13 protein-coding genes are annotated in these 14379 nt (G+C 74.2%); 4 read left to right on the forward strand and 9 right to left on the reverse strand.

What is annotated here, in order from left to right:
- The first annotated feature begins 23 nt into the window (after nt 1-23).
- A complete protein-coding gene (locus ACNJ93_RS11655) occupies nt 24-278 on the forward strand; it encodes a hypothetical protein (protein WP_418957316.1) in 255 nt (84 codons plus the stop codon).
- A 64-nt stretch (nt 279-342) separates the two neighbouring features.
- On the opposite strand, the gene ACNJ93_RS11660 is transcribed toward ACNJ93_RS11655, so the two are convergent.
- Nucleotides 343-1059 carry an RDD family protein gene (locus tag ACNJ93_RS11660; protein ID WP_418957317.1) on the reverse strand — a complete coding sequence of 239 codons (717 nt, stop codon included), beginning with the start codon at nt 1057-1059 and terminating at the stop codon, nt 343-345.
- A gap of 74 nt (nt 1060-1133) precedes the next feature.
- On the reverse strand, nt 1134-2651 hold the full coding sequence (locus ACNJ93_RS11665; protein ID WP_418957318.1) for an RDD family protein: 1518 nt from the start codon (nt 2649-2651) through the stop codon (nt 1134-1136).
- Nucleotides 2652-2953: 302 nt separating this feature from the next.
- Between ACNJ93_RS11665 and ACNJ93_RS11670 the strand changes: the two genes are divergently transcribed.
- Entirely contained in the window at nt 2954-3442 is a 489-nt protein-coding gene (locus ACNJ93_RS11670; protein WP_418957319.1) for an SsgA family sporulation/cell division regulator, read from the forward strand.
- Between the two features lie 20 nt (nt 3443-3462).
- On the opposite strand, the gene ACNJ93_RS11675 is transcribed toward ACNJ93_RS11670, so the two are convergent.
- The gene (locus ACNJ93_RS11675; RefSeq protein WP_418957320.1) at nt 3463-4830 is read right to left on the reverse strand and encodes an FAD-binding oxidoreductase; all 1368 of its coding nucleotides are present in this window, start codon (nt 4828-4830) and stop codon (nt 3463-3465) included.
- Nucleotides 4831-4928: 98 nt separating this feature from the next.
- Here ACNJ93_RS11675 and ACNJ93_RS11680 point away from each other — a divergent pair, with 98 nt between their 5' ends.
- Entirely contained in the window at nt 4929-6428 is a 1500-nt protein-coding gene (locus tag ACNJ93_RS11680) for a tetratricopeptide repeat protein (RefSeq protein ID WP_418957321.1), read from the forward strand.
- Between the two features lie 117 nt (nt 6429-6545).
- Here ACNJ93_RS11680 and hppD read toward each other — a convergent pair whose 3' ends face one another.
- Nucleotides 6546-7691: a 4-hydroxyphenylpyruvate dioxygenase gene (gene hppD, locus ACNJ93_RS11685; protein ID WP_418957322.1), complete on the reverse strand. Its 1146-nt coding sequence runs from the start codon at nt 7689-7691 to the stop codon at nt 6546-6548.
- A gap of 121 nt (nt 7692-7812) precedes the next feature.
- On the opposite strand from hppD, the gene ACNJ93_RS11690 reads away from it, so the two are divergent.
- A complete protein-coding gene (locus ACNJ93_RS11690; protein ID WP_418957323.1) occupies nt 7813-8286 on the forward strand; it encodes an Lrp/AsnC family transcriptional regulator in 474 nt (157 codons plus the stop codon).
- A gap of 110 nt (nt 8287-8396) precedes the next feature.
- Here the strand turns inward: ACNJ93_RS11690 and ACNJ93_RS11695 are convergent, their stop codons facing one another.
- The 5 genes from ACNJ93_RS11695 to ACNJ93_RS11715 form a co-directional block, all read right to left on the reverse strand.
- Nucleotides 8397-9191, reverse strand: coding sequence for a S16 family serine protease (locus ACNJ93_RS11695; protein WP_418957324.1), 795 nt, complete (start codon nt 9189-9191; stop codon nt 8397-8399).
- A 70-nt stretch (nt 9192-9261) separates the two neighbouring features.
- Entirely contained in the window at nt 9262-9903 is a 642-nt protein-coding gene (locus tag ACNJ93_RS11700) for an IclR family transcriptional regulator (RefSeq protein WP_393648073.1), read from the reverse strand.
- 367 nt (nt 9904-10270) lie between these two features.
- Nucleotides 10271-12061 carry a DEAD/DEAH box helicase gene (locus ACNJ93_RS11705; protein ID WP_418957325.1) on the reverse strand — a complete coding sequence of 597 codons (1791 nt, stop codon included), beginning with the start codon at nt 12059-12061 and terminating at the stop codon, nt 10271-10273.
- A 108-nt stretch (nt 12062-12169) separates the two neighbouring features.
- Nucleotides 12170-12550, reverse strand: a complete 381-nt coding sequence (locus ACNJ93_RS11710; RefSeq protein ID WP_418957326.1) for a type II toxin-antitoxin system death-on-curing family toxin — start codon at nt 12548-12550, stop codon at nt 12170-12172.
- A 319-nt stretch (nt 12551-12869) separates the two neighbouring features.
- Nucleotides 12870-14351 (reverse strand): MFS transporter, encoded by a 1482-nt coding sequence (locus ACNJ93_RS11715; protein WP_418957327.1) that lies wholly within the window; start codon nt 14349-14351, stop codon nt 12870-12872.
- Nucleotides 14352-14379 lie beyond the last annotated feature (28 nt).

Raw genomic sequence — 14379 nt, forward strand, 5'->3', positions numbered from 1 at the left:
TTGCTTCGAGGACTGGACCCGTCATGCCGCGTCCCAATGCCGCACAGCTCGCTTATGGTGCGGCGACCGTCGTCTTCGCGACCGTCGCCCTGCTGCTTCTGTCCGACGCCACCACCGGGCCGGGGATCGCCCTCATCGGCGTGGCCTCGCTGCTGCTCGGGCTGCTCGTGGTGCTCACCCTGCCGCTCGGGGCGCGCCGCCGGGCGCGGGCCCACCGGGCGCAGGCCCCGGCCACCGGCCGGAACGAGGAGATCCGGGTGCCGGCCGCGCGCCCGTGAGCGCGGCGGCCGGCACCCGGACCGGTGCGACGCCTCCGTCCGCCTGCCGCGGACTGCCGTACGGCTACTGGGGCGTGGTGACCACCACCGTCTTGGCCGCCTTGTCGTGCAGACCCTGCTTGTAGGGCTTGTCCACCAGGATCAGGATCAGCAGGAGCAGCGGCCACAGACAGGCGCAGCAGATCAGCGTCGGCAGCCAGAGCACGATCGCGCGGATCAGCGAGGCGTTCATCGGCGGCGTCGAGCCGTCGTTGAGCATCGCCACCCGCATCTTCATCAGCTTCTTGCCGACGGTCTGCCCGGCCTTGGCGGTCATCACCGTGTCGTAGGCGACGTACGCCACGATGGTGAGGAGCTGGAAGACGAGACCGCTGCCCGTACTCGTCTGGCTGAGGGCGTCGCCGAAGTCGTCGCTGTCGGTGGTCCGCTCGTACACGTTGAACGGGATGCCGATGAGCGCCAGCGGCACCGCGATGATCAGCCAGTCGATGATCCGGGCGAGGATCCGCCGGCCCGAGTCGGCGAGCGGGGGCATCCCCGCGAGCGGGTCGGGAGCGCCGTAACCGCCGCCTCCTCCGTACGGGGAGCCGTACGGGGGCGGCGGCGGCGCGTTGTCGTACGGGGAGCTGCCGCCGTACGGGGAACCGGGCGGTGGTCCGGCCGGCGGGGGCGGACCGCCGCCGGGGGGCGGGCCTTCACCCGGGGGCGGGCCCTCGGGCGGCTTCTTGCGGAACGGGTCGTCGTCGGGCGGCGGGCCGGGCGGCGGCTGGTCGTTGCTCATGGGGGCAGTGCATCCCGGCCGCACCGGCCCCGCAACGCGTCGCCCCCCGTTCGGGGGACCGGCCGCGGACCGCCTCAGACGGCCGCGACGAAGGTGCGTGCCGCCTTGTCGTGCCAGCACTGTCGCCACGGGCGGTCGAACAGGCACCACATGACGTTGACCACGCCGACGACCAGCAGCCCGAGGACGCCGTAGACCAGCCAGCGCCGCAGCGCCGCCCCGAAGCCGGGCGGTTCGTGCGCCTCGATGTCACGGACCTGCAGGCCGCAGAGCTTCTTGCCCAGCGTCCGGCCCCACTTGACGGTCGGCAGCACCTCGTACAGCACGCCGAGGACCAGGAAGATGCCGAGGGCGATGCCGAACTGCACGGACGTGGTGCCGTCCACCAGCCACACCTGGACGGTGGTGCCGGACTGCTTGGCCGCCTCGATCTTGCCGGCGATGTGGTCGAGCGCCTGGAGCACGAACGGGGACGCGGCGGCGCCGGCCAGCGCGCCGAGCAGCACCGAGTCGATCAGCCGGGCGGCGAACCGCTTGCCGAGGGCGCCCGGGCGGGCGGACGCCTGCGCCTGAGCCGCCTTCAGGAACGGGTCCTCGACCGGCGGCTTCCACGGCACGACGGGCTGTTGCTGCTGTTGCGGCGCCTGCTGCGGGAGGGGCTGCGGCGGGGCGGCGGGCTCCGGCTGGGAGAGCCGCGCGACCTGCTGCGCCCACGAACTCGCGCCGCCGCCGGGGCCCGTGGTGACGGGCGTGGCGGCGGGGGCCTGGGCGGCCGGCGGCTGGGCCTGGGCCGGGACCTGCGGGGCGGCGGTGTGCGGGGCGTGCGCCGCGGGCTGCGCGGCGGCCGGGGCCTGCGGCGCGGCGGCCTGCGGGGTGCCGGCCTGCGGCTGCGGGGCCTGGGCGGCGGCCGGGCCGCCGAGGGCGCGGATCGTCATGGTGCCGCTGTCGCCGCCCGCGGGCCGCCGCCGGATGGCGACGGTGCCCTCGGGCGCGTCCGGGCCGGGCTGGGTCTGCCGTACGCCGGGCAGCGCGCCGCCCGTCGGGTCGGCGGGCACCACGCCGCTGCCGGGCACGGTGCCGGCGATCCGGCGCGCGGGGGCGGCGGACGGCTCGCCCTCCGGGGCCCGGCCGTCGGGGGTGCGCTCGTCCGGGGTCCGGCCGTCGGGGACCCGGTCGGACGGGGTGCGCGGGTCCGGTCGCGCGGCCCGGGGGTCGGCGGTCTCCGAGGAGCCCCAGGACACCTTCTGGTCGCGCTCGCCGCCGAAACCGGACTGGCGCGAGGCGTCGGCCTGCCACGCGGAGGCCGGCTCGGGCCGACTCTCCTCGACGGGCTCCTCGTCCAGGAACACCGGCCCGGTCTCCTCCACGGAGGGCACCGGCCGGGGCGCGGGGGCCGGGGAGGCGAGGGAGGGCGCCGGCGGCATCGCCGAGGCGGGCGGCGCCGGCATGGCCTCGCCCTCCTTGGGGGCGGGCCGACTCGTCCCGGGCACCCAGGCGGCGCCGTTCCAGTACCGGACGTATCCGGGAATGGACGGGTCCGGGTAGTACCCGGCCTGAGGTACCTCTCCGCCGCTGCCTGGAGGAGTAGCCACTGCCCCGACTCCGTTCCGTCACCCACCGCTGCTGCCAAGGAGGACAGTAACGAAGAACCCCGCCGGGGGAAGAAGGAGGCGGCCATAAAGCCCGCCTTCGAGCGACAAGGTCCCGGTTCCCGTCACCGAGCGTGCGGCCCGGGCCCACGGTCTCCGGGGGCTGGGGCCCCGGGACGGCGGAGCCTGGCGCTCCGGAAAAAATTCCCGAGAAATTTCTCCGAAGTCGCGTAATGGCTGCTCACCAGCGCGCTCTCAGCTGGTGCAGGCCCACGAGGGGCCCGCACGAGACCAGGGAGCAGGCCATGCAGAACACCGAGAACACCGTCGTGGAGCGCGAGCTGGAGCTTCGTCTGGTGCTGTCGCCCGAGCGCAGCGTCCCCGTGCCCGCCCGGTTGACGTACCGCACCGACGACCCCTTCGCCGTGCACATCACCTTCCACATCGGTTCGGAGCACCCCGTCAACTGGACGTTCGCCCGCGAGCTGCTCGTCGAGGGCGTGTTCCGGCCGTGCGGCCACGGCGACGTGCGGATCTGGCCGACGAAGGTCGAGGGCCGCAGCGTCGTGCTGATGGCGCTGTCCTCGCCGGACGGGGACGCCCTCCTGGAGGTCCCGTCGGCGCAGGTGTCCGCCTGGCTGGAGCGCACCCTGCGCGCGGTCGCGCCGGGCACCGAGGCCGACCGGCTCGGCATCGACGACGGGCTCGCCCGGCTTCTGGCCCCGGCGGCGGCCGACGACCTGTGGCTGCGCGGGCCGTGGCCGTCGGACGAGTCGCAGGACGGCGACCTGTGAGGAGGCGTCGTACCGCCGTCTCAGAACACCTTGCCGGGGTTGAGGATGCCCAGCGGGTCGAAGGTCCGCTTGATCCCGCGCTGCATCTCCACTCCCACCGGTCCCAGTTCGCGGGCCAGCCACTCCTTCTTCAGCGTGCCCACCCCGTGCTCGCCGGTGATCGTGCCGCCCAGCTCCAGGCCGAGCGCCATGATCGCGTCGAAGGACTCGCGGGCCCGGCGGGCCTCGTCCGCGTCGGTGTGGTCGAAGCACACGACGGGGTGGGTGTTGCCGTCGCCGGCGTGGGCGCAGACGCCGATGGTCAGTCCGTACTTCTCGGCGATGGCGGCGGTGCCGTCGAGCATGGCGGCCAGCCGGGTGCGCGGCACGCACACGTCGTCGATCATCGTCGCGGGCTTCACCGTCTCCAGGGCGGTGAGGGACAGCCGGCGGGCCTTGAGCAGGAGTTCGGACTCCGCCGCGTCCTCGGCGGGCACCACCTGGGCCGCTCCGGCGGCCGTGCACAGTTCGCCGACCGCGGCCAGATCGGCGGCCGGGTCCGGGGTGTCGAAGGCGCACAGCAGCAGCGCCTCCGTCGTGTCCGGAAGGCCCATGTTCGCCAGCTTGTTGACGGCCCTGATGGTGGTGCGGTCCATCAGCTCCAGCAGCGAGGGCGTATGGCCGGCCTCCATGATCGAGCAGACCGCCGCGCAGGCGGCCGCCGCCGAGCCGAACTCGGCGGCGAGCACCAGCTGCCGCGGCGGTCGCGGCCTGAGCGCCAGCACCGCCTTCACCACGATCCCCAGACTTCCCTCCGAGCCGACGAAGAGCCGGGTGAGGTCGTACCCGGCCACGCCCTTGGCGGTGCGCCGGCCGGTGGACAGCAGCCGGCCGTCGGCGAGCACGACGTCGAGGCCGAGCACGTACTCCGCCGTCACCCCGTACTTGACGCAGCACAGGCCGCCGGACGCGGTGCCGATGTTGCCGCCGATCGTGCAGGTCTCCCAGCTGGACGGGTCCGGCGGGTAGTACAGGCCGAGTTCGTCGACGGCGCGGGAGAGCACCGCGTTGACGACGCCGGGTTCGACGACGGCGATCCGGTCGACCGGGTCGATCTCCAGGATCCGGTCCATCTTCACCAGGGACAGCACGATGCAGCCGTCGGTGGCGTTGGCGCCGCCGGACAGCCCGGTCCGGGCGCCCTGCGGGACGACGGGGACGCGCAGCTCCGTCGCGACCCGCATGACGTGCTGGACCTGCTCGACGGTGCGCGGGAACACCAGGGCGGCGGGCGTGCCGGCCGGGCAGAAGCTCGCCATGTCGTGGGCGTAGGAGGCCATGACGTCGGGATCGGTCTGCAGGGCCTCGGCGGGGAGGCCGGCCCGCAGGCGGGCGTGAAGATCGTCCATGACTCCAGCGTGGCACCCGGGGCCATCGGTGTGAACCCGGCGGACGTACGGCTTCGTCGCCCCGGGTCGGATCGTCGTACGGGCGCAGAGTGAGCGCCATGAAGACCCTCGCAACGACCGCCGGCGAGCCCGCCGGTCCGTCTGCCGGGACGAGGCGGCGGCCCGCCGGCAGAACCCTTCTCGCCGCCGGACTGGGCGCGGCGGCGCTCGCCGGCGCGGCGCTGACGTGGGGGCCGGCGCTGTTCGACGACGGGCCCCGGCCGCTGCCCGGCCCGGCCGGCCGGGCCCTGTCCGCGGCGCACGCCGGGGCGCCGGCCTCGCTGCCGGACCTGGCGGCGCTGATCGGCGACCGGAAGGCGTGGCTGCGGGAGCATCCGGGGGACGAGGCTTCCTGGGCGGTGCTCGGAGCGGCGTACACCGAGCGCGGGACGCGGATCGCCGGGCCCGCGGACTTCGGGCGGGCGGAGCGGGCGCTGCGGAAGTCCCTGGCGGTGCGGCCGGCGAAGCGGGGGAACGTGGACGCGCAGCTGGCGCTCGGGGCGCTGGCCAACGCGCGCGGCGACTACGCGCGGGGGCGGGCGTGGGCGGAGCGGGTGCGCAGGGCCGCGCCGAAGCGCTGGACCGCGTACCCGGTGCTGATCGACGCGTACAAGGGCCTCGGCGACTACGCCGCGGCCCACAAGGCGGCGGAGGCGCTGCAGGGGCTGCGGCGCGGCGCGGCGGCGCTTGACCGCGCCGCGCAGTCGTTCCGGGACCGCGGCTGGCGCGAGGACGCGAACGCGACCGCGATCGAGGCGGCGGCGCGCGCGCAGGGCCCCGCGCAGAAGGCGGCCTGTCTGTACCGGCTGGGCGAACTGGCCTGGGAGCGGGGCGAGCCGGCGGAGGCGGCGGCGCAGTACACGGCGGCGCTGCGGCTGGTGCCGGCGCACGGTCCGTCGCTGGCGGGCCGCGCGCGGGCGCTCGGCGCGCAGGGGCGGACGGCGGAGGCGTTCCGGGACTACCGGGCGGCGCTGGAGGCGATGCCGCTGCCGGAGTACGCCCTGGAGGCGGGCGAGTTGTACGAGGCGGCGGGCCTGGACGGGGACGCGGCGACGCAGTACGAGACGCTGCGCGCGCGGGTGACGGAGGCGGGCTCGTACGGGGTGAACGGCGAGCTGGTGCTGGCGCGTTACGAGACGGACCACGGCGCCCCGGAGGAGGCGCTGCGGCGGCTGCGGGCGGAGTGGGCGAGGGGCCACCGCTCGATGGAGGTCGCGGACGCGCTGGGCTGGGCGCTGTACCGGACGGGCCGGGCGGAGGAGGCGCTGCCGTACGCGAAGCGGGCGACGGACGAGGGGCGGCGCAGCGCGCTGTTCTCGTACCACCGGGGCCAGATCGAGCGCGCGCTCGGCGAGTACGGGGCGGCGCGTCGGCACCTGGCCGAGGCGCTGCGCACGAACCCGCACTTCTCGCCGCTGCTCGCCCCCCGCGCGAAGGAGGCCCTGGCGGCCCTGGGCGACCCGCCGCCGGGCGGCCCGAAGTCGCTCCAGAAGCCTCGCGGTTCCGCCGCGGGCCCCAGGGAACAACGCCCCGCCGCCCGCCCGCGCCCCGCGAGGTGACCTGCACGGCAGGGGCCCGGAAACGCCGTCGCCCCGCAGGACATGCGTCCTGCGGGGCTGCGGCGGTTCCGGGGGCGGGCCGGGCGTCCCCCGGGCGGCCGGCTCGCCCTCCGGGCGTCAGAGGTTGCCGCGGCGGTCCTGCTCGCGCTCGATCGCCTCGAACAGGGCCTTGAAGTTGCCCTTGCCGAAGCCCATGGAGCCGTGGCGCTCGATCATCTCGAAGAAGACGGTCGGGCGGTCCTGGACCGGCTTGGTGAAGATCTGCAGCAGGTAGCCGTCCTCGTCGCGGTCGGCGAGGATCTTCAGCTCGCGCAGCTCGTCGATCGGCACACGCGTGTCGCCGACCCACTCGCCGAGCGTGTCGTAGTACGCGTCCGGAACGGACAGGAACTCCACGCCCGCCGCGCGCATCGCGCGCACGGTGGCGACGATGTCGTTCGTGGCGAGGGCGATGTGCTGGACGCCCGGGCCGCCGTAGAACTCCAGGTACTCGTCGATCTGCGACTTCTTCTTCGCGATCGCCGGCTCGTTGATCGGGAACTTGACCTTCTTGGTGCCGTCCGCGACGACCTTCGACATCAGCGCCGAGTACTCGGTCGCGATGTCGTCGCCGACGAACTCCTTCATGTTGGTGAAGCCCATGACCTTGTTGTAGAAGGCCACCCACTCGTCCATCTTGCCGAGCTCGACGTTGCCGACGCAGTGGTCGATGGCCTGGAAGGTGCGCTTGGCGGGCGGCTCGACGATCGGGTCCGCGGCGGCGAAGCCCGGCAGGTACGGGCCGTCGTAGCCGGAGCGCTCGACGAGCGTGTGGCGGGTCTTGCCGTACGTGGCGATGGCGGCGAGGACGACGGTGCCGTGCTCGTCCTTCAGCTCGTACGGCTCGGTGATGCCGGTCGCGCCCTGCTCGACGGCGTACGCGTACGCGGCGCGGGCGTCCGGCACCTCGATCGCCAGGTCGACGACGCCGTCGCCGTGCTCGGCGACGTGCTCGGCGAGGAAGCGGCCCCAGTCGGTGGAGGGCTTGATGACGGAGGTGAGCACGAAGCGGGCGGCGCCGTTGGTGAGGACGTACGACGCCGTCTCCCGGCTGCCGGTCTCCGGTCCGGAGTACGCGACGAGCTTCATGCCGAAGGCCGTGGAGTAGTAGTGCGCAGCCTGCTTGGCGTTGCCGACGGCGAAGACGACCGCGTCCATTCCCTTCACCGGGAAGGGATCGGCCTCGCGCGCGGTGGTCGGGGTGGGGTGGAGGGTCTCAGTCATGTGCGCAGACTCTCTCCGTTCCACAAGCTGCGCAATAGTTCGCTGAATCACTGGTCAATCTGACCAGCGACGCGCGAGTATCGGCGTACGTTCTGCACAGGATGACCAACCGGAGGCCGCCGTGGCGATCGATCATCTGGACGGGCGACTGCTGACCCTGCTGGCCCAGGAACCCCGCATAGGGGTCCTGGAGGCGTCGCGCCGGCTCGGCGTGGCCCGCGGCACGGTCCAGGCCCGCCTCGACCGGCTCCAGTCGAACGGGGTGATCCGCGGCTTCGGCCCCGATGTGGATCCGGCGGCGCTGGGGTATCCGGTGACCGCGTTCGCGACGCTGGAGATCAAGCAGGGCCAGGGCGGCGACGTCCGGGCGCACCTGGCGTCGGTGCCGGAGGTGCTGGAGCTGCACACCACGACCGGTCACGGCGACATGCTCTGCCGGCTGGTGGCGCGGTCGAACGCGGATCTGCAGCGGGTGATCGACCGGGTGGTCGGCTTCGAGGGCATCGTGCGGGCGTCGACGGCGATCGTGATGGAGAACCCGGTCCCGCTGCGGATCATCCCGCTGGTGCAGCAGGCGGCGCTGGACGAGGTGTAGGGGCCGTTTCGCGTACGGGCCGTACGCAGCCGGGCGCGCCTGCGGCGTACGCAGCGGGGTCGCCCCCGGCCGTACGCGGCCGACCCCGCCCCGGCCGGGTTCGCCCGCCGTCAGCAGCGCGGGATCTTCGGCTCCTGGCCCTTGTTCAGGGCCTTCAGGGAGGCGACGGCGTCGTCCAGGGTCGTGACCGGGATCAGGCGGACGCCCTTCGGCAGTTCGGCCTCCGCGTCGTCGCACTCCGCCTTGGGCACGAGGAACACGGTCGCCCCGTCCCGGCCGGCGGCCTGTGTCTTGAGGGAGACCCCGCCGACCGCGCCCACGGTGCCGTCGGCGTCGATCGTGCCGGTGCCGGCGACGACCCGGCCGCCGGTGAGCTCACCGCCCGCGCCGTCGCCCACGAGCTTGTCGACGATCCCGAGCGAGAACAGCAGGCCCGCGCTGGGGCCGCCGACGTCCGCGAGGTGCAGGGTGACCTTCACGTCCTTCGGGCTGCGGCCCACGTGGTTCAGGGCCGCGAGCGCGGCGGCGTCCTGCGACTCCTTCATCTGCCGGAGGTTGTGCTTCTCGACCTCCGCGTCGGACTTCCCGGCCGGGTAGACCATCGCCCGCGGGTACACGGCCCGGTCGCCGCGGAACCAGGCGTCCGCGAGGTCGCCGAGGCCGATCTCGGCGCTGGGCCCCGTGGCCAGGATGGTGGTCATCCGCAGCTGCCCGGTCGTCGGGCGCACGGGCGCGCCGGTGATGGTGATGACCGGCCGCCCCTCGTCCGAGCCGAGGACGTCCGCGGTCGTGCCCGGCTGCGCCACCGAGAACGGCAGCGGCGCCGTCCCGGCGACGGCGAGCAGCGCGACGACGGGCAGGGCGCAGAGCCCGAGCGCACGGGCCCGGGAGAGGTTGCTGAACACGCCCCCCAAGATAACGGGCCGCCCGGCCCGCTCCCCCGCCCGCCGGAGAGCCTCCGACGGGCGGTGTGCCCTACCGGAGGGCGTCGGCGACCTCGCGGGCCGCGTCGACGACGCGGGGGCCCACCCGCTCCGGCACCGCGTCGGCCAGCATGACCACGCCGACGCTGCCCTCGATGCCGGTCACGCCTATCAGCGGGGCGGCCGCGCCGCTCGCGCCGGCCTCCAGCTCGCCGTGGGTGAGCGTGAACGTCGGCTCGGTCAGCCCGCCCTGCCGGGCGGCGAGGATCGCCCGGCCCGCCGCGCCGCGGTCCAGCGGGTGCCGGAAGCCGGCCCGGTACGCCACGTGGTAGTCCGTCCAGGTGGGCTCGACGACGGCCACCGCGAGGGCCTCCGCGCCGTCGACGAGCGTCAGGTGGGCCGTCGCGCCGATGTCCTCGGCGAGCGAGCGCAGCGCGGGCAGCGCGGCCTCCCGGACGAGCGGATGGACCTGCCGTCCGAGGCGCAGCACGCCGAGCCCCACGCGGGCCCGGCCGCCGAGGTCGCGGCGGACCAGGGCGTGCTGCTCCAGCGTGGCCAGCAGACGGTAGACCACCGTGCGGTTCACGCCGAGTTTGTTGGACAACTCGGTGACCGTCAGACCGTGGTCGGTGTCGGCGAGCAGTTTGAGGACACGCAGTCCCCGGTCGAGCGTCTGGGAGGTCTCCGCGGTCACGACGCCCTCTCCTTCGGAGTGAGTGCCGACGGACTCCTGGGGTGTGCGACACCGGTCCCACGGCGACGCGCGTCAGAGGCCGCCGGCGGACGGGGTGCATACCGGCTGCGCTCCGCGGCGGCGTTGCCACGGGGCGTTTGCTTGGCGGGGACAGTAGCGACCCACTCCGCTCAGCGGAAGACCTCGTCCAGAATCCGGGCGCGGGCGACCGGATACGTTCGGTTCGGGTCGCAGTTGGGCCGGTGGGCGGCTTTTCACCGGACATCGGCGGGACAAGATCACCCAAGAGGAACGGCGGACGGGAACGGGGTCGTCCCGCGTCCCGCGCCCCCGCCCCTCCCCGCCCGCCGGCGGTCGTCCGCGGGGGTCACCGCATCCGGGTGGCCCACTCCTGGACCTTCTTGATCCGCTCGCGGATCTGTCCGGCCGTCGCCTCCGCGCTCGGCGGGCCGCCGCAGACCCGGCGCAGCTCGGTGTGGATCACTCCGTGCGGCTTGCCGCTCTGGTGCACGTACGCGCCGACCATCGTGTTGAGCTGCTTGCGCAGTTCGAGCAGCTCCTTGTGGGAAACGACGGGACGCCGCTCCGCCGGAAGCTCCAGGAGGTCGGCCTCGTGGTCGGGCTTCTTGCGGCTGTGCGCGATCTGCCGGGCCTGGCGCTTCTGGAGCAGCAGCTGCACCTGGTCGGGTTCGAGGAGGCCGGGGATGCCGAGGTAGTCCTGCTCCTCCTCGCTGCCCGGGTGGGCCTGCATGCCGAACTCGGCGGAGTTGTAGAGGACGCGGTCGAAGACGGCGTCGGACTCCAGCGCCTCGAAGGGCAGCATGTCCTGTTCGCCGGTGTCCTCGTCCTGCTGGCGCTCGGCCTCCGCCATCTCCTTCTCGGACTCGGCGTACGGGTCCTCCTCGCCGTCCCTCTTCGGCTTGTCGAGCACGTGGTCGCGCTCGACCTCCATCTCGTTGGCGAAACCGAGGAGGCTGGGGATCGTGGGAAGGAACACGGACGCGGTCTCGCCGCGCCTGCGCGATCGCACGAAGCGGCCGACGGCCTGCGCGAAGAAGAGCGGGGTGGAGATGGTGGTGGCGTACACGCCGACCGCGAGGCGGGGGACGTCGACGCCCTCGGACACCATGCGGACGGCGACCATCCAGCGGTCGTCGTTCTCGCTGAACTCGTCGATCCGCGACGAGGCGCCGGCGTCGTCGGAGAGCACGACGGTGGCCTTGGTGCCGGTGATCTCGCGGATCAGCTTGGCGTACGAGCGGGCCGAGTCCTGGTCGGAGGCGATGACGAGGCCGCCGGCGTCGGGGATGGACTTGCGGACCTCGGTGAGCCGGTGGTCCGCGGCGCGCAGCACGTTCGGCATCCAGTCGCCGCGGGGGTCGAGCGCGGTGCGCCACGCCTGGCTGATGGCGTCCTTGGTCATCGGCTCGCCGAGCCGGGCGGCGATCTCGTCGCCGGCCTTGGTGCGCCAGCGCATGTTGCCGCTGTAGGAGAGGAAGATGACGGGCCGGACGACGCCGTCGCCGAGGGCGTTGCCGTAGCCGTAGGTGTAGTCGGCGGCGGACCGCCGGATGCCGTCGTTGCCCTCCTCGTAGGTCACGAACGGGATGGGGTTCGTGTCGGAGCGGAACGGCGTGCCGGTGAGGGCGAGCCGGCGGGTGGCGGGCTCGAACGCCTCCAGGCAGGCCTCGCCCCAGGACTTGGAGTCGCCGGCGTGGTGGATCTCGTCCAGGATCACCAGCGTCTTGCGCTGCTCGCAGCGGTTGCGGTGCAGCATGGGGCGCACGCCGACACCGGCGTACGTGAGGGCGACGCCGTCGTACTCCTTGCTGAGCGGCCCCGCGCTGTACTCGGGGTCGAGCTTGATCCCTATCCGGGCCGCGGCGGCCGCCCACTGCTTCTTCAGGTGCTCGGTGGGGGCGACGACGGTGACCTGCTGCACGACGTGGTGGTGCAGCAGCCAGGACGCGAGGGTGAGCGCGAAGGTGGTCTTGCCGGCGCCCGGGGTCGCGACGGCGAGGAAGTCGCGCGGCTGCGTCTGGATGTACTTCTCCATGGCGCCCTGCTGCCAGGCACGCAGCTTGTTCGCGGTGCCCCAGGGGGCGCGGCCGGGGAAGGCGGGAGAGAGGTGGTGGGAGGAGCTGGCGGTGGTAGTCACGGTCTCCGGTTCGACACTCGTCCAGATATGACAACCGGGCCACCTTACCGGTGAGGCCGGGGCGACCCGCCGCGCCCGAAGGCGTGGCGGGGGCGCGTGAGACGGTCCTCACAGTTCCCGGAGCCGCCGCGCAATGTCCGGAATGTCGGCCCGCTCGCCACCGGCGACCTCGATGACCAGCTCATATGCCAGGTCCTGGTCGACGTCGGCGAGATCGACACCGTTGACGGCCAGGAACACGGCGGCGGAGAGCCAGGCGGCGCGCTTGTTCCCGTCCACGAAGGGATGGTTCGCGGCGATCGCGTGCAGCAGCGCGGCGGCCTGCTCGTACGGGTCGCCGTACGCGCTCTCCCCGAACATGCGGGCCCGCGGCCGGTGCACCGCGGACTCCAGCAGCCCGGGCGCACGGAGCTCGGGGGCGTCGCCCCCCGTGAAGGCGATGCGGGCGATGTCGGTGACCTCGCGGACGGTCAGGAAGCGGGTGCTCATGCGCCGAGCCTCCGCAGCAGCGGACCGTGCCGCAGCGCCAGCCGCATGGCGTGATGGGTCACGAGCGCGCCCTCGACGCTCAGGTACCGGCGCACGGCCTCTCCTGCACCTGCTCCTCGACCTCGACGCCCCGGGCGTCCGCCAGATCGACGAGCTCGGGGCTCACGCTCACGGTGATCTCTCGCATGGGAGGAGGCTAGGGGCGGGGGCGGGGGCGGGGGCGGTGCGACGCCTTTTTCGCCGGAGACCGGCGAGAGGCCGGCCGGCGTACGGCTGACCCGCGGCCGCTGGCGGTTCGTGGCCCGTCGCCCGAGCCGCGCTACTTCCCCGCAGCCCGGCCCGCAGGCACCCGCAGGCGGGTGGCGACCCAGGCGCCTGTTGCGGCGACTGCGGCCATGGGGAGGAAGACCGCGGCGAAGGCGGCCGGGTGCGGGGTCGGGGCCGAGGTCGCGCCGTGGGCCGCGGGGCCGAGCGCGCCGCCGCCGAGGGCGGCGAAGGCGGCGCCGCCCGCCGTGAGGAGGAGCGCGTTCGACAGGCCGTCCGCGATCTGGAGGGCCGCCGAGTTCGCGCCCGCCTCCTCCGGCGCCGACAGCTCCAGGAGCAGCACGCTCGTGGAGGCGATCACCACGCCCATCCCGAGGCAGCCGAAGGCCCACGCCACCGCCACGGTCCACGCCGGCACCGCCGGGATCAGCACGCTCGGCGCGGCCGCGATCGCCGCCGCGACCAGGACCATCCCGACCACCCGCGCCCGCTCCCGGTGCGGCGCCATCCACGGCCGGGCCTGGAGGTACGAGCCCAGGGCCCAGGTGAGTCCGCCCACCGCCAGCGACAGGCCGGCCAGCGTCGGGCTCAGTCCCCGCTCCACGACCAGCATCAGCGGCACGAACGACTCCGCCGCGATGAACGAGCCCGCCGCGATCCCGCGCAGCAGCACCACCGACGGCAGCCCGCGCCGCGCGCGGAACGTGCCCTTCGGCAGCAGCCCGAGCGCCGACGGCACGAGCAGCGCCGCGCCCGCCACCGCCGGCGCCAGCGCGAGCCAGCGCAGCTCCTGCCCGGCGTACTGCAGCAGCCCCGCACCCAGCGAGATCCCGAGGGCCAGCCGGATGCGCCGCCGGTCGTACGGCGGCAGCGGCGCGGACGGGTCGGCCGGCCCGGAGGCCGTCCGCCGGATCGCCGGCAGCGCGAGCGCCAGCGGGAAGACGACCAGGACCGGGATGCCGACGAAGACCCACCGCCAGCCCAGGTGCTCCGTGATCGTCCCGGAGGCCAGCGGCCCGACCACCGAGGGCACCACCCAGCTCGCCGCGAACGCCGCCATGATCGCGGGCCGCAGCGCCTCCTCGTACGCCCGGCTGACGACCACGTACAGCGCGACGATCACCAGCCCGCCGCCGAGCCCCTGCACCGCGCGCCCCAGGACGAACAGCACCATCGTCCCGGCGGTCCCGGAGAGCAGCAGTCCGGCGGCGAAGGACGAGATGCCGACGGCGAGCGGCGCGAGCGGGCCGCTGCGGTCGGACCACTGCCCCGCGAGCACCATCCCGAACAGGCTGGTGGTGAAGTACGCGGAGAACGCGAAGGCGTACAGCGCGACCCCGTCCAGCTCGCGGGCCGCGACCGGCATGGCGGTGCCCACCGCGGTCGCCTCGAAGGCGATGAGCAGGACGACGGAGACGATGCCGATGCTGAGAGCCCGGTGCTCCCGGTCCAGGACTCCGCCGCCGGAGTTCTCGGCGGCGGTCTCGGCGGACGGTACGGCTGCGACGTCCGTGTCGCGGGGGTCCAGGGCGCTCATGCCTCCAGCGTAAGAGGCGTACCCGATC

Origin of the sequence: Streptomyces tritici (assembly GCF_048500665.1) — a bacterium.
Lineage (GTDB): Bacteria > Actinomycetota > Actinomycetes > Streptomycetales > Streptomycetaceae > Streptomyces > Streptomyces tritici.